Source organism: Halalkalibacter sp. APA_J-10(15), from assembly GCF_023017105.1.
Lineage (GTDB): Bacteria > Bacillota > Bacilli > Bacillales > Bacillaceae_D > Halalkalibacter.
Window position 1 is genome coordinate 401,282 of record NZ_JALKEV010000001.1, and the last position, 19,054, is coordinate 420,335.

17 protein-coding genes are annotated in these 19,054 nt (G+C 40.7%); 8 read left to right on the plus strand and 9 right to left on the minus strand.

Going from position 1 to position 19,054, the window contains the following annotated elements; all coding sequences use genetic code 11:
* Positions 1-22: 22 nt before the first annotated feature.
* The 8 genes from MW695_RS01845 to MW695_RS01880 all read left to right on the plus strand — a co-directional run bounded on the left by MW695_RS01845 (position 23) and on the right by MW695_RS01880 (position 9,460).
* Entirely contained in the window at positions 23-1,810 is a 1,788-nt protein-coding gene (locus tag MW695_RS01845) for an L-fucose isomerase (RefSeq protein ID WP_247102415.1), read from the plus strand.
* Positions 1,811-2,445: 635 nt separating this feature from the next.
* Positions 2,446-3,324: a carbohydrate ABC transporter permease gene (locus MW695_RS01850; RefSeq protein ID WP_247102427.1), complete on the plus strand. Its 879-nt coding sequence runs from the start codon at positions 2,446-2,448 to the stop codon at positions 3,322-3,324.
* Between the two features lie 21 nt (positions 3,325-3,345).
* The gene (locus MW695_RS01855; RefSeq protein ID WP_247102430.1) at positions 3,346-4,167 is read left to right on the plus strand and encodes a carbohydrate ABC transporter permease; all 822 of its coding nucleotides are present in this window, start codon (positions 3,346-3,348) and stop codon (positions 4,165-4,167) included.
* A gap of 13 nt (positions 4,168-4,180) precedes the next feature.
* A complete protein-coding gene (locus MW695_RS01860) occupies positions 4,181-5,515 on the plus strand; it encodes an ABC transporter substrate-binding protein (RefSeq protein WP_247102433.1) in 1,335 nt (444 codons plus the stop codon).
* Positions 5,509-6,693: an MFS transporter gene (locus MW695_RS01865; RefSeq protein ID WP_247102435.1), complete on the plus strand. Its 1,185-nt coding sequence runs from the start codon at positions 5,509-5,511 to the stop codon at positions 6,691-6,693. The genes MW695_RS01860 and MW695_RS01865 overlap by 7 nt, the downstream gene beginning before the upstream one ends.
* Positions 6,662-7,222, plus strand: a complete 561-nt coding sequence (locus tag MW695_RS01870; RefSeq protein ID WP_247102437.1) for a glycerol-3-phosphate responsive antiterminator — start codon at positions 6,662-6,664, stop codon at positions 7,220-7,222. Before MW695_RS01865 ends, MW695_RS01870 begins: the two co-directional genes overlap by 32 nt.
* Positions 7,219-8,682: a bifunctional metallophosphatase/5'-nucleotidase gene (locus MW695_RS01875; protein ID WP_247102439.1), complete on the plus strand. Its 1,464-nt coding sequence runs from the start codon at positions 7,219-7,221 to the stop codon at positions 8,680-8,682. The genes MW695_RS01870 and MW695_RS01875 overlap by 4 nt, the downstream gene beginning before the upstream one ends.
* Complete coding sequence (locus MW695_RS01880; protein WP_247102440.1) at positions 8,666-9,460, plus strand: HAD family hydrolase; 795 nt, start codon at positions 8,666-8,668, stop codon at positions 9,458-9,460. Before MW695_RS01875 ends, MW695_RS01880 begins: the two co-directional genes overlap by 17 nt.
* 172 nt (positions 9,461-9,632) lie before the next feature.
* Here MW695_RS01880 and MW695_RS01885 read toward each other — a convergent pair whose 3' ends face one another.
* From MW695_RS01885 to MW695_RS01925, 9 genes are all read right to left on the minus strand, one after another.
* Positions 9,633-10,934, minus strand: coding sequence for a TRAP transporter large permease (locus tag MW695_RS01885; protein WP_247102443.1), 1,302 nt, complete (start codon positions 10,932-10,934; stop codon positions 9,633-9,635).
* A complete protein-coding gene (locus tag MW695_RS01890; RefSeq protein ID WP_247102445.1) occupies positions 10,931-11,428 on the minus strand; it encodes a TRAP transporter small permease in 498 nt (165 codons plus the stop codon). Before MW695_RS01890 ends, MW695_RS01885 begins: the two co-directional genes overlap by 4 nt.
* Positions 11,429-11,502: 74 nt before the next feature.
* Positions 11,503-12,561 (minus strand): TRAP transporter substrate-binding protein, encoded by a 1,059-nt coding sequence (locus MW695_RS01895; RefSeq protein WP_247102447.1) that lies wholly within the window; start codon positions 12,559-12,561, stop codon positions 11,503-11,505.
* Positions 12,562-12,586: 25 nt separating this feature from the next.
* Positions 12,587-13,675: a sialidase family protein gene (locus MW695_RS01900; protein WP_247102449.1), complete on the minus strand. Its 1,089-nt coding sequence runs from the start codon at positions 13,673-13,675 to the stop codon at positions 12,587-12,589.
* A 25-nt stretch (positions 13,676-13,700) separates the two neighbouring features.
* Positions 13,701-14,444, minus strand: coding sequence for an SDR family NAD(P)-dependent oxidoreductase (locus MW695_RS01905; protein WP_247102452.1), 744 nt, complete (start codon positions 14,442-14,444; stop codon positions 13,701-13,703).
* Positions 14,445-14,458: 14 nt separating this feature from the next.
* A complete protein-coding gene (gene pdxA, locus MW695_RS01910) occupies positions 14,459-15,463 on the minus strand; it encodes a 4-hydroxythreonine-4-phosphate dehydrogenase PdxA (RefSeq protein ID WP_247102455.1) in 1,005 nt (334 codons plus the stop codon).
* A 15-nt stretch (positions 15,464-15,478) separates the two neighbouring features.
* On the minus strand, positions 15,479-16,639 hold the full coding sequence (locus tag MW695_RS01915) for an iron-containing alcohol dehydrogenase (RefSeq protein ID WP_247102465.1): 1,161 nt from the start codon (positions 16,637-16,639) through the stop codon (positions 15,479-15,481).
* A 20-nt stretch (positions 16,640-16,659) separates the two neighbouring features.
* A complete protein-coding gene (gene dapA, locus MW695_RS01920) occupies positions 16,660-17,547 on the minus strand; it encodes a 4-hydroxy-tetrahydrodipicolinate synthase (RefSeq protein WP_247102468.1) in 888 nt (295 codons plus the stop codon).
* 127 nt (positions 17,548-17,674) lie between these two features.
* The gene (locus MW695_RS01925) at positions 17,675-18,835 is read right to left on the minus strand and encodes a four-carbon acid sugar kinase family protein (protein WP_247102470.1); all 1,161 of its coding nucleotides are present in this window, start codon (positions 18,833-18,835) and stop codon (positions 17,675-17,677) included.
* Positions 18,836-19,054: the final 219 nt, after the last annotated feature.

The window sequence follows — 19,054 nt, forward strand, 5'->3', positions numbered from 1 at the left end:
ATTAGGTAATGGGGGATTTGCTATGAGTTTAAATGAAAAAAGATGGGTTGGAGATTTCCCGAAGATTGGGATTCGACCTGTTATAGATGGTCGGCAAGGGGGGATTCGTGAATCTTTAGAGGATGTCACTATGGGGATGGCTCAGTCAGTATCGACATTTCTTCAAGAACAGTTACATTATCCTAATGGAACTCCTGTCGAATGTGTAATTGCAGATACAACAATTGGTGGAGTGCTAGAAGCGGCGCAAACCTCGGAGAAGTTTAGGAGGGAAGGGGTTGGTATTACGATTACTGTTACGCCTTCATGGTGCTACCCAACAGAAACCATCGATCAAGATATTCATACCATTAAGGCCATTTGGGGATTCAATGGGACGGAAAGGCCAGGGGCCGTCTATTTAGCAGCTGCTACGGCTGCACATAATCAGAAAGGGTTACCTGTTTTCAATATTTATGGTCGTGATGTTCAAGAAATGAATGATACGTCAATTCCATTGGATGTACAAGAGAAGCTTATTCAATTTACGAAATCGGCACTAGCTGTAAGCATCATTCGTGGCAAATCTTACTTATCTATTGGAACAGTGTCTATGGGAATTGCGGGTTGCATTGCTGATGAGAGCTTCTTCCAACAGTATTTAGGTATGAGAAATGAGTATGTTGATATGAGTGAATGTATGAGACGGTTAGAGTTGAACATTTATGATGAAGAAGAATATGAACATGCGTTGAAATGGGTAAAGGAAAATCTGCAAGTAGGGAGAAATGTAAATCCACCCGAGCTACAGCGTTCGGATAAGCAGCAAGAAGGTGATTGGGAAACGGTAGTAAAGATGACACTCATTATAAGAGATCTAATGGTTGGAAATGAAAAGCTCGCACAAAAAGGATTTCTTGAAGAAGCGAAGGGGCATAATGCTATTGCTGCTGGCTTTCAAGGTCAACGAGCATGGACTGATTTCATGCCTAATGGTGATGTCAGTGAGGCAATACTTTCTTCGTCATTTGATTGGAACGGCGTACGAGAGCCGTATATGGTGGCGACAGAAAATGATACGCTGAATGGGGCGACGATGTTACTTGGTCATCTCATAACAAACGCTGCGCAAATATTTGCTGATGTCCGTACTTACTGGAGTCCAGAAGCTGTACAACGGGTTACAAGTCATAAACTAACAGGTAGAGCGGCTAATGGAATGATTCATCTTATTAACTCTGGACCAGCAGCTTTGGATGGTACAGGTCAACAAGAAGTGGATGGTAGACCTGCTATGAAGTCGTTTTGGGATATTAGTGAAGAAGAGATTGAGAAATGTTTACGTGCAACGGAATGGTGCCAAGCCGTTGATTTTTTCAGGGGTGGGGGCTTTTCAACAGATTTCACAACAAGGGGAGACATGCCCGTTACGATGGCAAGAATCAATATCATACAAGGTTTAGGTCCTGTTCTGCAATTAGCTGAAGGGTATACCGTTGAACTGCCTGAAGATGTTCATCATGTCTTAGATGAAAGAACCGATCCAACATGGCCGACGACTTGGTTTGTTCCTAGATTAACAGGAAATGGGGCTTTCACAGATGTTTACTCTGTTATGAATAATTGGGGGTCTAATCACGGGGCTGTGAGTTATGGGCATATCGGTGGTGAGTTGTTGACAGCTGCCTCTATGCTACGGATTCCAGTATCCATGCATAATGTGAGTCATGATCGTATTTTCCGACCGAGTGCATGGAGTGCCTTTGGTACGGAGGACTTAACAAGTGCTGATTTCCGAGCATGTCAGAATTTTGGACCGTTGTATAAATAAAGGATTTTGTTTGTAGAAGATGTTATAGAAGTAATAATAGTGTTGAAATGTCAGAAAGAGTGTGAAGTAGGATGTTAAAAAAGTAAGGTTTCTTTTTAACATCCTACTTTTTTAAGATAATCATTTAATTAAGTTAGCTTTAAGTGGGTTCGCGGGTGTTGTTGGCTTCATACGTTACACTTAAAAAAAATCCCACATTAAAAAAAGCTCAAACCCTTGTAAAGACTGCGTGCGTCGCGATTAAGAAAAGCCTTTGCGTAGCTTTTCTTCTGCTAAGTGAACGTCATTCCGCTAATACTCATAAGGAAGAGAGAAATGAAGCGAAAAAGACCAAATAGCGGAATGAGGTTCCGGAAGGACTATCAAAATAGCATTTATGAAGGAAATAGCGGAATGAGGTTCCGTCGACAAGTTTCTTATTTACAAAAACCAAACCCCCAATTAATACGCCCTTAACATTATCCGTTTAAAGTATAATTAACAATTTAATAGAAAAGATAGGTTTAAAAACTGAGAGAATAACCTGTGGCTTTTCATATGATTCCTTGATTTAAGGGGATACGTATGAGGAGTCACAGGTTTTTCGTGTGAATAGAGACAGTTTATGTCTCATAAACGGAGGTGAATAGAGGAAGATGGTGTCAAAGTTTAAGTCGTTATATGTTCCTTATTATTTTTTGTTTCCTGCTCTCTTATTATATGCGATCTTTTTTGTTTTTCCGTTTTTCTTTTCATTTGTGATTAGCTTTTCAGATTGGAATTTATTGAATGGGGATATGTCGTTTGTTGGGTTGAGTAATTATGAGGGGTTGTTTGGTGATGCCGTCTTTTGGAGGTCGATTATTCAAACACTCTACTATGTGTTTGTGACGGTGCCCTTTGCGGTGATACTCGGTTTAGTGTATGCCGTTCTTATTGAAAAAGCCGGGAAGCTTCGTTCTTTTTACCGGTTTCTCTTCTTTATTCCGGTCGTCGTCTCTGTTGCGGCTGCATCGCTTTCCTTCTCGTTGATTTACAGTCCGCAATCAGGACTGTTGAATCAGTTCTTACAAATGATTGGAATCGACGGTGTCAATTGGTTGGCGAATCCGAATACAGCACTTTTATCCATTATGGTGATTGGAGTATGGCAATCCTTTGGTTACAATGTGGTGCTATACATCGCAGGGTTAAAGCAGCTCGATCAAAGCCTTTATGAAGCAGCGGCTGTAGATGGTGCAACGCCTTGGTATCAATTTTGGCGACTAACGATTCCGTTGCTATCGCCTGTCCATCTATTCGTAACAGTTATGACGATGATCTATTCGTTCCAAGTGTTTGCCCTCGTACAAATTATAACGATGGGTGGACCGAATCATTCGACAAATGTTGTCGTGTTTTATATATGGCAGGAAGCTTTTCGATTCTTTAACACAGGGACAGCAAGCGCTGCAGCGACGCTCTTATTTGCCGTCATTCTTGTCCTCACAGTCATTCAACTAAAGCTACTCGTTAAATATGTTCATTACCAGTAAAGGTTGGAAAGGGTGTTATTTATGAAGCAGTCACCACTCCATAAATGGATGCTACATATCATATTGATATTGTCTGCGTTGCTTGTTCTCGTTCCGTTTTTATGGATGTTTAGTATTTCCATTTCAGCTACAAGCTCTGCGTTTCAACGAATCGCCTTCTTTATCCCTTCTGTCTTTAGCTTAGAAGGATATGCACATGTCTTACATACGACTCCCTTCTTTATATGGTTAGGAAATAGTGTTTTTGTAGCTATGATTCTAACAGCTGGACAAGTCATCATCGGCGTGTTTGCGGCCTATGCATTTGCGAATTATCAATTTAAAGGGAGTCAAATACTATTCTATTTTGTCCTTTGTACGATGATGGTCCCACCGCAAGCGATTATGCTGCCGACCTTTCTCGTTGTGAATGAGCTTGAGTGGGTGAATTCATTTAAGGGGGTGATTGTACCACATTTGGCTAGTGGCTATGCGATCTTTGTTCTGAGGCAATTTTTTATGCAAATCCCAAAAGATTTAGTAGAGGCGGCAGTCGTTGATGGAGCTGGGCATGTTAAAACGCTCTATCATATTTATATTCGTTCGTCTGTCTCTATTGTTGTCGGTTTGTTCCTTATCTTGTTTGTGAACAATTGGAATGACTATTACTGGCCGCTCATTATTCTCATGGATGAAAGCAAATTAACGTTACCAGTAGCCATCATTCAGTTTCGAAGTGAATCTTTCATTGAGTGGGTTCCGACAATGGCGGCCGCAACGTTAACGATTATTCCTGTTCTTATTCTTTATATGGTAGGGCAGCGCTATTTTACAGAAGGATTTATTCAAAGTGGAATTAAATAAGGAGGAAATGAAGATGAAACAATCATGGGTCTTAGTAGGAAGTTTGTTATTACTACTGTTGTTAACAGCTTGTGGGGGCGAGGAGGCAGCTCAGTCGCAAGAAGCATCGCCAAACGATAGCGATGATCAAGTAAGCTCGATGGAAAATGGGGGAGAAGCGGTTGAAATTACGTTTCTACACGTGTTTGGCGGAGATCAGGGTGAGGTCATTAAAGAGTTAGTAGAGAACTTCAATGATTCACAAGATGAGGTTGTTGTTAAGGATGAGCAAGCACAAGGCTGGTATGATGGAGTTATAGAGCGTTTGCAAGTGCTCTCGCTTTCGGATCAGCTACCAGAGGTGACGATTAGTGGCTTTGCCTTTAATGACTATATGCAATCGTTTATGCCGATTGTCCCAGCGCAAACGTTTATCGATGAGCAGGATTTTGATTTGTCGGATTTTTCAGAGCAAATGCTCGACCTTGCGAAAGGTGATGACGGAAATTTGCATTCAATGCCATTTGCGGTTAGTACACCTATTATTTATGTGAATAGAGATCACTTTGAAGAAGCGGGGATTGAATTGAAAGCACAACCAGATAGCTGGCAGGAGGTACGCGATTGGGCAGCTCAGTTATCTGAGGTCGATGATCGCTATGGAATATTCTTTCAAATGGATTTTGATACGTGGATGTTTCAGATGATGCTAGATTCAAATGGTGGTCAGCTAGCGGATGTCGATAAACAACAGGTTCAGTTCCAACAGGAAAAAGGGTTAGACGTATTAGAGTTTTGGACAGAGATGGTCTTTCAGGATGAGTCTTACCCGTATATGAATGGCGACCAAGCACAGCAGGAGTTTCAGCAAGGGAATTTATCGATGATGGTTGCGACAAATGGGCAAATCGGTCGTTTGAAAGGCAATGTTCCGTTTGAATTAGACATTATGCTGCTGCCAGAAGGGTTAAGCGGAACAGAGCGGAAGATCCCTGCTGGTGGAGCGAACATTTTCGTGCTGGAATCTGATGAGGAGAAGGAAGCGGCTGCTTGGGAATTTGTGAATTATGTCACTTCTGAAGAAGGTACGTCGATTATTGCGGAGAAATTAGGTTATATGGCTGTTAGAGAATCGGTGTTGGAAGAGGATGGCTTACTCGGTGATTTTCTTGCAGAATTTACACAGGCGAAGGTGTCGTATGAGCAGGCGGACGATATTGTACCTTGGTTTAATTGGCCAGAGGATCACGGTCCGAGAATTAATTCTGTTATGCTATCAGAATTTGAGGCGGCCTTTACTGGGCAAAAGACAGCCGAGGAAGCATTAGCAGATGCGGCTTCTGAAGTAGAAAGGCTGTTAGGTTGGTAAAAAAGATTTTGACGGTCAACACATGGCTGTTAATGGCGATGACAAGCTCGATTGAGGTCATGAAAGGGCTCCTGCCTGCTTTTTTGCAGGATGCTCTTTCCTTATCAGCATCCGAAGTAGGTGCCTTGTTTTCAATGAGCTTCTTTGCGCTCGTGTTGTCCAATGCGTTAGGAGGAGTAATTCTTCGTTTTGTGACGGTTCGTTTTCTCTACCTTACGAGCTTACTTGTGTTTGCTTCAGCCTGCTTATTGTTGGCGATATTCCTAACGGAGCCAACAGCCTGGTACAGTCTACTGTTTATAATCGGTTTTTCGAATGGATTCGGGAGCTTGCTAGCGAATGTGTTAACCCCAGCGCTTTATCCATTGAAATCAGGTAAGATGTTAAGCATCGTGCATTTCTTCTTTGGGATAGGGACGATGACGGCCCCGTACTTTTTTCTCTTGTTTTTTAATGGTATCCATTATGAATGGCAATGGGTGTTAATCAGCTTTGCGGTGATTGCTCTTGTGTTGGTTTTTTCTGTATGGATGACGGGTTGGCCGATTGAGCGACAAAAGGGTCCATCTAAGCGGAATGTGCTACAGCGTGAATGGAAGGTGATCGGAGCAGTTGGGTTTGCTTTGTTATTTTTCTTTTATATGGGCTCTGAAATTGTCTTTACGGTATGGTTAGTGGCTATTTTCAGAGAGGCGTATCAGCTTCCTGTTCAAACCGCATCGATTCTTTTCTCGATTATATTTGCGTTATACACATTTACGAGGCTGTTTGGTGCGGGTATGATTGAACGGATCGGAGCGCATCGACTTATTAGATGGAGTGCGGTGCTTTCTTTAGTAACGATTGTATGTGCGTTTTTAGGGATGGGGACGTGGGGGATGACTTTTTTCTTTCTATTTGGTATGACAATAGCGGTTATTTTTCCAGCGATGACATCGATTGCTGTGCGTTATTTTGGAGCTGATGCAAGTAGGATGATGGGCTATTTATTTGCTTGTGGGTTTTTAGGAGGTTCCTTCTCTTCTTGGTTATTCGGCTTCATGTTAGATAGGATCACCATCGAGGTTGCCTTTACCGTCTTACTATTCTTCTTTACGTTATTTACGATCAGTGTGCTTGGCGGATTACAAGAAAAGGGAGAGACATATGAAACTAAGAACATATCTAGAACACAATAAGGTTATTGCGTCTGTTCGATCTTTTGAGGAGCTACACAAGCTGAAGGAAACGGCTGTAACAACCGTTTTTCTCGTACGATCTAGCTTGAAAAATATTGAGGAATTTGCTTCTTATTGTGAGAAGGAATCCATCGATTTATTTATCTATTTTGATATGATTAAGGGGTTTTCCCAAGAGAAGGAAGCCGTTGCTCATTTGTTGAAGCTTTGCCCTAATGTCAAAGGGATCGTTTCAAATAAGGCTCATATTATTAGGGAAGCAATGGGTCAAGGGATATTTGGCATATTCACGATCTTTTTATTAGATAGCTATGGATTAAAGCAAGGGATTAAAGTGATTGAAGGCGTTGACCCTGATGGGATTAATGTTGCACCAGGGATTTTGTACCGCTCTATTGAGAATCTATCAAAGCAATTTAATATTCCAGTCATATCTAGTGGACTCATCGAAACAAAAGAGGATATGGAGCGTTTGTTTACGGCAGGAGCCACAGCGCTGTCGACAAGTAAATGGGAGCTTTGGCTATGAGAGTGAAGATTGGTGTGTTATGTACCTCTGATACACATGGCTTGTTTGATGGTAGCGTTTCAGTTGATGAGTTAAAATCGGAGTTTAACAGAATCAAGGATACAGAAGACTGTGATGGGTGGGTGACCATTGATAACGGTGACACGCTGCAGGGGAGCCCAAGCCTACATTATTATGCGCTGAATGCGAAAAAGGATCATCCTTTTCCTTTGTATATGAAAGAGCTAGATTATGATAGTTTTGTTCCAGGTAATCATGATTTTGACTATGGTAAGCTCTTTTTTGAATCGATGAACAAGAAGTCTCCTGTCCCGTTTGTATGTGCTAATATCATGAAAGAAGAAGGAAAGGTTGATTGGTTACATCCTTATGTGATAAAGGAGATTAATGGAGTGAAGGTCGCTGTCATTGGAGTTACACTGAGCGTTTCTTTGGAAGATCCACTTTTCAAAAAAGAAGGCTGGTTGATAGCGGATGAATGGATCGTGGTTAAGCGATTGCTCGCTCACCTAAAGGAATCGATCCAACCTGGTCTTATCATAGTTAGCTATCACGGTGGGCTGGACGATCAAGTAGGAGAGCGGAATGTAGGAGAACAGCTCAGTCAGTTAAATGAGATTGATTTATTAATTACAGGGCATCAACATCAACTTATTAATGACGATCAAGGTGATGGGCCGATTGTGATTCAAACGGGTAAATGTGGTGAGAAGGTTGGCTGTGTCACCTTTGATTTTGTGAAGCAAGGGAATCAATATATAAAATCTGCCTATCGTTCTAAATTAATAGAAATAAATCATGCTCAAATAGAGGAACAAGAAGAAGTGAGTGAATGGTTTAATCGTCCTCTTTTTAAGCATCACTTGCAAAAGCAAAAGCTATCACGTTTGCAAATGGAGGAAACGTGCGTGTCAAGGTGGGTACATGAGGCTATTAGTCATGAAGCTGGTGGTGATGTAACGCTTTTTTCATTGTCTGCACAAGAGCTAGAAATCCCTTCACGTTCGATTGATCGGAGGACCTTATTTGAGCTGTATCCATATCCTGATCGACTCTACTATTATTCGTTATGTGGAGAAGAAATCAAGCAACTATTAGAGATTAGTGCAAGTATGTATGATCCAACACTTGAAATGTCTGGATCATGGCTTACTCCTCATTCTCTCTATTATCAATTTGCGATCGTTGGAGGAGCTGATTATGAGATCAATGTTTCGAAGTCAGAAGGAGAGCGTGTGACATTGGGGCTATCCCCTATGAACAACTATACGGTTGCTGTGACGTCTTTTCTCGTTCACCGCGCGACAAAATACCATCCCTTCTTTGTAAAAAGGAAGCCTGTATATAAGGTCGATGTAGTCATTCCGGCATTGCTAGAAAGCTATGCTCGCAAAAAGATGACACTACAGTCAGTAACGAAACCAAAATGGAAGGTCGTTAAAGATGCCACAAATGATTAAGCTTGCTGTGTTCGACTTAGACGGTACACTGTTAAATCAGCATAAACAGTTATCGCCAAGAACAAAGCGGATAGTAAACCAATTATTAGATCAACGCTGCTTGCTAGCTGTTGCAACATCAAGACCACCTTGGTTAGTAGCGCCAATTGATCCTATCTTTCGTCGTTTTTCCATTATGATTTATTATAATGGTGGGAAAATCGTTGACCAAAGGAAACAAGAGGAAATCAATACCTATTTAGATCGAGTATCAGTGAAGCAATTTTTGTTAACTTGTCAACAAAGGCTTCCACTTCAAGTTGTAGTTATTGAAAGCAAGCAAGGAACGTACGCGACAATGGACATCCCTGATGAATATAAGGAAGGTTTATTCATAACAGAGGGAGCGTATCCAATCATCAATGACCTCGAGGGAGTCGATTGCTATAAATTATTATTACCAACCTCTCGTAAGTGTGATCTCCAAGAGCTTCAGGAGCCCTTTCGTCATGTATTTGATTTCACCTATACGCAAAGTGGAATGCTGCTTGAAGTGATCCCTAAAGGAATCAACAAAGGAGATGCGATCATGAAGGTGATTGCAGAAGAGGGGATTTCTCCATCAGACGTGATCGTTTTCGGTGATGATTATAATGATGTTGAGATGCTAAGTATGTTCGATTGCTCTTATGCGATGGAAAATGGGATCGAGGAGGCAAAGGAAGCTGCTACATATATGGCTGGTCATCATGCGGAGGACGGTGTAGCGAAGGTGTTGGAGCGATTGGGAGCGAAGTAATGAACGGAATTAATTAAAAAGGCCTTCATGAATTACAAAAAGCTCCTGCATTCATAGATTTATCAGAGAGGCGCCAAAAGCAATCTATAAATAAAAGAAGCATAATGAAAGGCCAGTGAAAAAGTACAATTGTATTTTTCAGTGGCCTCCATAAATGTTTACTAGTCGTTTGTTAGTCCATTAATAAATTCGGTAAGAATGTAACGATTTCAGGAATGAAAATGATGAGTAGAATGGCAAAAAGGTAGATAAACACAAACATTAAAATGTGTCTCATCATTTTCAACACATTCGTTCCGGCCACTTTTGCTGCTAGTAAACTGGATAGCCCATATGGTGGGGTTACAGTACCTAAGCGGATGGCCATAACGGTTACAATGCCGGCAACGACAGGGTCGATTTGAAGCCCTTGCATGACAGGTAGTAACAAAGGAACGAAAATGAGCATAGCTGAATTTGGTTCCATGAACGTACCTAAGAAAACATATAGTAAGGTCAATAATAGTAAGAAAAGCAGCGGATTAAAGTTATTCTCTAATAAAAAGTTAATTAAAGGCTGCATGGCTTGGTAATAGGTGAGGACCCACGAGAGCAAGGCTGCAGCTGCAATAAGGATGTAAATGGTTGCAGAATCAATGACGGCTTTCCATGTGACCTTCATATATTCACCGAAGTTACGTTCCTTTCTGAAAAAGAAAGCGACGATAAATACATAGACAACGGCAATACTTGCTGCTTCTGTTGCAGTGAAAACACCTGACATAATACCAACAATGACAATGAGAAATAGACTTAAAGGGAACACGCTTTTTCTAAGAGCAACGACTTTAGAAAGTTGCTCATCCTCTTTAAGACCGAGCTCCTTATTATCAATTGAACCAATATCATTTTTGGAAGCGTAGAAGTAAGCATAGACCATTTGTGTGAGTCCAATTAAGATACCAGGAACAATTCCTGCGATAAAAAGGGCGGCGACAGATGTTTGTGCCAATGCTCCGTAAACAATTAATAAGATACTTGGTGGAATAATCGATCCAATTGTAGAGGAAGCGGCTGTGACCGTCGCAGCAAATTCTCTACTGTATCCTGCCTTGATCATCGCAGGAATTAGAATTCGGCCAAGTGACGCCACGTCAGCTACAGAAGAACCTGAAATAGCCCCAAAGAAAATACTCGTTACGATGTTCATATGAGCTAAGCTGCCTTTGAATTTCCCGACTAATGCTTTTGAAATATAAATTAAATCATCTGTTACTTTAGTGAGATTCATTAAGGCGCCACAAAAAATGAACAGTGGAATGGCCAGTAGTGTGAAGCTTGAGAATGATTCAATCATGACTGAGCTAATTTGTGTGAAGCTAATTAATGGTTCAAAGATAATAGGGATGGATGCAGCAATGATAATACTAAAAGCGACAGGAACCCCTAATAACAAGCAAATAAAGAATATTAAAATAATCGTCAAAAGAATCATTGCTTTTTCACCTCTTTTCTCTTAAATAGGTCTTTGAGGTTGGCAAGGTGAAAATACAGCATGAAAATCGAGCCGACTAAAAAGGCTGAATAGTAATAGATTAACGATGGAGGCGATGATAAGAAGCGAATAGATACTAGTTCTGTTCGCATCAAGCCTGATCTGAATGCAGCTATGCCGACAAGGATTAAGATGACGATTCCGATTAAAGTTAAAACATAGACGATGATGTTTTTAATTCTTATTTTATTTTCACTCATATAATCCGAGAGAATATCGATTTCTAAATGTAGTTTTTCTTTGACTGCTAAGGCCGATCCCATAAACACAAGCCACATAACTGAAAACTTTCTAACTACTTCAATTTCGGGTATGGAATAAGAAAAGACATATCTGGCAATCACTCCTGTAAAGAGAGAGAGTGCTAATGTAATAAGCATGACAATACTTATAGCGCCTGCTACTTTCGTAATGATAGAGCTCAGTTTCTTCATGACCTCCACACCTCCTTAAAAGAGAAGAATAATGGTAGCTGGAACTACAAACAAAAGTAGCTCCAGCTTAATAATTAATTGAAAATATCGTTAATGATGTCAACGATACCGAATTCTTCGGCTAAATCATTCATTTGGATTCTAGAGATTTCGATCAACTCTTCACGATCTGGATCTGTGAACGTGACTCCAAATTCCTCCTCTAATGTGAGTGCATCTTCATCTGCTTGTTCAAAGGCTTTGGCGATATACTGAGGTTGAACCACTTCGGCAGCGCGTTGTATAGCCTCCTTATGCTCATCACTTAACGCTTCATAACGATCATTATTCATGACGATAAACCCTAATGTTAAGTTGTGTTGTGTTCTAGCAACATAATCGCCTACTTCACCAAACCGTTGCTCAATCATCGCATCGAGGCTGTTCTGAGAGCCTTCTGCTACACCTGTTTGTAGGGCAGAATATACTTCGTTAAAATCAATAGTGGTCGGGTTAGCACCTAGATTTCTCCACCATGTCATTTCTGCAGCGCTTCCGCCACTTCGCATCGCTCGCCCTTCTAAGTCAGCGGCCGATTCGATTGGGAATGTGCTAATAATGTTTCGTTCCAAACCACCTGCATACATGACGGTCTTTAGCCCAGGATTTTCAACTAATAAGTCTTCAAAGTAGGCAAGACTTCCTGGAGTATTGACAATTGATTCATAATGCTCTTGATCTTCAAAAAGGTAATTGGTACTTAATATATCAAAGACGGGGTTCTGTTCAGCAAACCAACCAGTATCTGAATAGATCATGTCAATATCACCTGTTATGACAGATTGGTAAAGGCTAGATGCATTTCCAACTGTCCCGCCAGTATGAACGGTAAAGGTAATTTCTCCATTACTTTGCTCTTCAATTTCTTCAGAAAATGCAATCAATGTTTGTGCCAATAAAGCATCCTGTGGGTTGATTGTGGCAGCGACTAATTCGACTGTTTCGCCTGATGCGGAAGCTTCTGTATCATGATCATCTGAACGATCGTTTGTAGCGCTTTCATTTGAATTATCACCACAAGCGACGATGATTAAAGAAATGAGACCGAAAGTGACAGCTAACATAATATGTTTGACATTTAACCCTTTTTTCATTGTAAATCCCCTCCAAATGGTTGAATTAAATTAGATCTTCTTCAGATAGAACAACATGCTTAATGTATTGACGTAAATAAGTGAATGTCACATGAATGTCTCCGTTGTGGTCTTGCTTGATCGAAGGGTAGGAGAATTCAGGCTTGTGCTCTAACTCTTTACTATCTACAATCGAATGCACTGGCCCCCATGTTTGCCCATCGTCTTTGGAAATAGCAATAGATAATGGGTTACGAATCACTCCCCAAATCGCTTCAGATTGATTAGTAGCAGAAACACCAACCTTGTCCATGTCACTTGGGTCAAACCAAGGAGGACGGTTTTCTTCTGGTGGACTCTGCTCTGCATTGATGTTGTTGAAAACGAGAGCCAGTCGTCCGCTATTTAATTTCACAGCCTGGATAGACGCATTATTATTTGGTAAGTGAATCGGAACTGGTCGACTCCAGCTACGACCGAAATCTTCCGAAACCGTTCGATAAATTGCATCGGCTTTTCGACTGCGGAATAGTCCAACAAGTCGCTGTCCTTCGGTAGGGACGATAGATAAGTGAACGAGTCCAACACTACCTTCAATTTTGTGTTCAGTCCATGTTGCACCTGAATCCTTTGAAATCATCACAACACTGAAATCATTATTCAAGAACCCATCCGTCGATTTGAGGCAATAATAAGCAGGAAGGACCATTTCACCGCTCTCTGAAATAATTGGAGGGTGCCTAACGAACGTCCCACTTGTATTAAATAACGATTTTATGCTGCTCCATGTTTGGCCATCATCGGTAGATGTCGAATAACGAACTACAGAGGAGTCTTGATGGACAGCATATTGTGCCGTGTATATTAACCAAAGCTCACCATTAGGGTTTCTAAAAAGAATCGGGTTTTGTTCAGAGCGTGTTGGATCGTCGGAAACGACAATTGGCTTACTCCATTGTTTTTCTTGTTGTGAAAAACGTGAAACCATTACTGAAATATCCGCTCTCCCTTCTCTTGATCCCCCAAACCATGCACATAACAAGTCATTGTTTTCTAATACCATCAAATTGGATGCATGATTATGAGGATATAATGTTGGGAGATTGTACTCTTCTTTAACAAGGTGACTGAGCATTCTTCTTCCTCCTTATCGTCCTAGTTTAATTGATATAAGTACCACCGTTAATATTGATCGTTTCGCCAGTTATAAAGCTTGATAAATCTGATGCAAGAAATAGAGAAGCCCCAGCAACATCACTAGCTTTCCCTAGTCGTTTGAGAGGGACATTTGCTAGTACTTTATCTCGGTAGTCGCTTGTCCATTGACCAACCATATCGGTTTCAATTGGACCTGGTGACAACCCATTAACGGTAATGTTATATGGAGCCATTTCTAAGGCGAGATGTTTTGTCAAATAATCAACAGCTGCCTTTGAAGCACCGTATGATGGGGAAGCATTTCTATGGCCAGATTTAGCTGTAGATGAGCTGATGTTAATGATTTTCCCTGCTCCTTTTTTGATCATGTGAGGAAGCACGGCCTTCGAGAAATACAAATTACCGTTTAAATTAATGTCAATTGTTCTCTTCCACTCCTCAATGTCCATGTCTAACGTGCTAGATCGAGCATTCACTCCAGCATTATTAACGAGGACATCGATGTGTGAATATCGATGGATCGCCTCTTCCACGATTAACTTAGCGGTTTTGGGGTTGGATACGTCTCCTGCTATTGAAATGCAGGATGCTGTATGTTGTATTGCTTCTCTCTCTACGTCTTCTAATAGGTCTTTATTTGTACCGTTTAGGACAAGGTTGGCGCCATGTGAAGCGAAAGTAAGGGCGATTTCCTTGCCAATTCCTCTGCTGGCGCCAGTAATAATCACGGTTTTATTTGCTAACATGACATCACAACCTTTTAGTTCAGATTTTCCTTCGGGGCCATTTCGGCTGCTGATAATAAGGCGGATATCATACTTCGCTCATCTGCTATCTGTTTGCCGGCTATATCAAATGCTGTTCCATGATCAACAGAAGTTCGAATGACGCCACTTTTTAACCCTACGGTAATATTCACGCCTTCTTCTAATCCTAATACCTTAATTGGAACGTGTCCTTGGTCGTGGTAGCAAGCGATAACGATGTCAAAATCGCCTTTTACGGCTCGGTAGAATAATGTATCGGCGGGGTAAGGACCGGTTACGTCGATCCCTTCCCTTGAGGCACGGTCAATACCTGGGATAAGCTTCTCTTCCTCTTCACCGTTGCCGAATAGACCATTTTCCCCAGCATGTGGATTAATCCCGCAAACAGCGATTCGTGGCTGAGCGTATCCTGCTGAACGTAACGCTTGCTCAGCAAGCATAATCACTTGATAGGTTCGTTCTGGTGTAATAGAACGAATCGCCTCGATTAAGCCGACATGTGTCGTTAAATGAATGACCTTTAAATTTGGTGAACTTAACATCATCGAGTAATTTTTCGTTTCGGTCAGTTCAGCTAATATTTCAGTGTGCCCAGGGTAGATGTGACCGCCCTTGTGTAACGCTTCTTTATTTAGAGGCGCGGTCGAAATTCCTTGGATGTGCTTCTTTTTGGCCAAGTCGATCGCTTTTTGTAAAAATTGAAAAGCAGCATCTCCGGCGACTGCTGATACTTCTCCATAAGGTAAATCACTTGGAAGGAGGTCTAAGTCTAGGCAATCAATCGTACCAAAAGAGAAAGTGGCCTCATTGACATCTTGAATCGTATGGATGGTTTGAGTACCATTTAACTGCTTCATTTCTCGTTCAAGTATTTTTTTATCGCCGATAACAAATGGGCGACATACGTCATAGATGGTTTGATTATTTAAAGCTTTGCAAATAATTTCTGGCCCAACACCAGCGCAATCCCCCATTGTAATTGCGATGATCGGTTTCATGTAATCACCTCCATTTTAAGGTAGTAATTTCCTGTAGATATTCTCCATATCTTCTAATGAAAGCTCCTTGGGGTTATTGTTTAATAACCTTGTTACTTTAGAAGCGGAAACGGCAAGTTCTTTAAGGTCTTCTTCTTTCACTCCATAGTCTGATAGGTTTTGAGGGATGTTTAATGTAGCTGTCCATTCTTCAATGACCTTAATCACTTCTTTGGCGATGGTTTCCTTGCTCTTATTCGTAATCGAGATGCCCATCGGTTCAGCGACTAAATATAGACGATCAATTATCGCATCCATATTAAAATTCATGACGTGGGGGAGTAACATTGAATTAGCTTCGCCATGTGGAATGTGATATTTTCCTCCTAGTGGATAAGCTAGCGCGTGTACTGCGGCAGTTCCTGCGGCAGTTAATGCCATTCCTCCATACATGGACCCAACTAACATGTTTTCTCTTGCTTGAACAGATGAACCGTTCTCATACGCATCTACAATACTTGAAGAAATAAGACGAATCGACTCAAGTGCAAACATATCACTAAAAGGGTTGGCTTTGTTTGAAATGAACGACTCTAGTGAATGTGTAAAGGCATCCATGCCAGTTGCAGCTGTAATAGGCTTAGGTAAGCCTAACGTTAGCTCAGGATCCAAAATGACTAAACTCGGTAATAAGTGTCTACTGACAATACCAACCTTTAATTCTTCTTCTGGAAGAGTGACAATAGCATTAGGCGTCACTTCCGAACCAGTCCCAGATGTGGTTGGAATGAGTACAGTTGGAATCCCCGGCTCTTTGACAAGATCTGTTCCAAGCATGTCTGAGATCGATTGGTGATTTGTCATTAAGACAGAGAGAATCTTTGTTGCGTCTAATACACTTCCACCACCGATTCCGATAATAAGATCGTAAGCTCTTACAGAAACCTCATGATAAACAGATTCAATATTTTCAAGAGTCGGCTCAGGTAAGATGTTTGTATTCACTTCAATGGTTGTTTCGGGTGAAGCTAGCTGTTCTTGGAGAATGTCAATGAATCCGAGATCTTTGATCGTATCCTGTGTCACGATTAATACGGACGTTAATGACGGTGTAAAGGAAGCAATCTTCTCTTTTACTGAATAAATTGAGTGTTGTCCTGAAACAATCATATCTGCTGTAATAAATTGATAAGCCATATCATTTTCCTCCTTCGTTATTAATTCCTTTCTGACTTTAGCTCGCGTAATACGTTTGATAGCTTTTGTGCAATGATGGAATCAGCTTCAGCAACAGGTGATTTCGGAGGACCTGCTTCATAGCCGTTTACTTCAACTGCCTTTTTCACGACAGAAGGAATAGTACCTAGCTTAAACAAATCTCTCAGTGGGTTTACACTTTCTTGTGCTCGTTCCGCTGCCTCTATATTGCCTGATTTCCAATGCTTATAAATAGAAGCAATCTGTTCAGGTATGATATTGGCAGTCGCAGCTACAGCACCTGTACCACCTGCTTGAAGTGTTTGAAGAATTAATGAATCAGTCCCGGCTAAGACAACAAAATCTTGGTCATTTGTCATTTGAATGTATTTGTTGGTGTTCTGAAAGTCGCCACTACTATCTTTTATTCCGACAATATTCTGAATTGGAGCCAATTCTTTCACAGCTTCAGGCTCGATAGATACCCCTGTTTTGGAGGGGATGTTATAGATTAGAATCGGTAATGTTGTGTTTGCTGCAATCGTTTTATAATGCTCAATCAATTCTTTCTGAGAAGGCTGAATAAAGTAAGGTGTAATAACAGAAAGAACATCGGCGCCAGCTTGTTCTAATTTGTGGCTTAGTCGAATTACCTCTTCTGTACTATTGCCTCCTGCACCGACGATTAATGGGACTTTACTATCAGTCTCATGAGAAACTATTTCAGTGAACGCTATTTTTTCTTCTTCAGAAAGCATATGGAACTCTCCATTGGTTCCTAAAATGAATAAGCCGTGAATCGATTGATTCAGTAAGTAGCGTGTAAGTGAAATCGTTGCAGCTCGATGTAATCGTTGTTCTTTGTCTAATGGTGTAATCATTGCCGGTATGATGCCATGGATATTCATTTATGCACCTCCTAAAACGTAATAGGATCTAAGCAAGGAATCTATCTTTCCAAATCCTCCTGCTTTTGTCACTGTTAATATGTTGTACTTCCCAGTTAATATTCCGATTGGTATACCTTCCTCTACTTCATCTAATAGGTGGAATTGGTTTGATTCGATATGCTCCGCCACTTTTTTTTGCTGTATCACCACCTGTAAATAATGCTCGTTCTATCGAAATGTCTTCGATGATCATACGGACGAGCTCGCCGATAGAGCTTGAAATATAATCACTCACTTGTACGGATGAAAGGTTACGTTTCTTCCCAATCTCGCGGGAGGATTGAATATCTTCTGGTGCTGCTGATGTATATAGGACGATGTTCGTATGCTCTTGTAATAGGTGAATCGCTTCTTTATAAGCTTGGTGGATCGTCTGTTGTTTCAGTTCTTTTGAATGGAGAAGACTTGTTGTGTTAAGTTCAATCCCCTTTATATTGGAATGGGCTAAAAGGTGTTCCAGTTGATCCCTAGTCCTTTCATGAACGCTCCCCACTGCAAATAGAATCCGTTCGTCACGACTCCCTTCCTTCGCTAAGTCGCTTACCTTTTCAGTCGCTAAATGATCTGCTAGCTGTTCTGCCATACCAGCTGAACCACACCATATAAATGGTTCGGCGTAATGATTCATGTACTGAAACAATGTTTTTAGATGGGCATTGGTTTCTGCATCACAAATCATGTACTCGACACCGTTCTCTCGTAATAATGCTAGCTTTTTATGAAAAGCTTCTTTATCTAGATATAAGTCTTCAAGCGTGATCATATCAGTTAAACGATTAGAAGAATGTTCGATTAACGCTTTAATAGAAGAACTATGAATAGGCGTACTCACATCTCTAGCAAAATAGGTTTCTTCGAGAGGTGTATCTTCAACGAAAATATGCCCATTTTTTACAAAACGATGATTATCTGGATATGATGGGGCAATAATGATGAATTTTGCATCGCTATTATCTAAAAGAGCATCGAGCTCTGAACCAACATTTCCTCTCATGGTTGAATCGATTTTTTTATAAATCGTATCAAACTCGTATTGTTTTGCTAGTTTTAAAGCTGATTGTACTTTCTCATAAGCTACATGCCTTTGTGATGAACGACTATCTGTGTCGACCACTAATACTTCAATATGCTTGGATAAGCTCACGTTTTCATGCATAAGTACAGATGTCGTTAACTGTTTTTTGGCAAATTGAACACCTGCGTCATTGGCTCCAGTGAAGTCATCAGCTATAATTAGTGCTTTCATCTTTTCACCTCCTAGTCAGTTAAGCGCTTTCAATTTATTCATACTATAAAATAGCTACTACGATCATTTCAACAAAAAAATAAAAATAATTTAATTAAATTATTTTATTAATTAAAATGTTGCAAAATAAAGCAATTATCTTTCGTGTAAAAGGCTTAATACGTACAATCTTCCGTATCAAGTGATGAGGGAGCGGGCTTTTGCTAGATAGATCAAAGA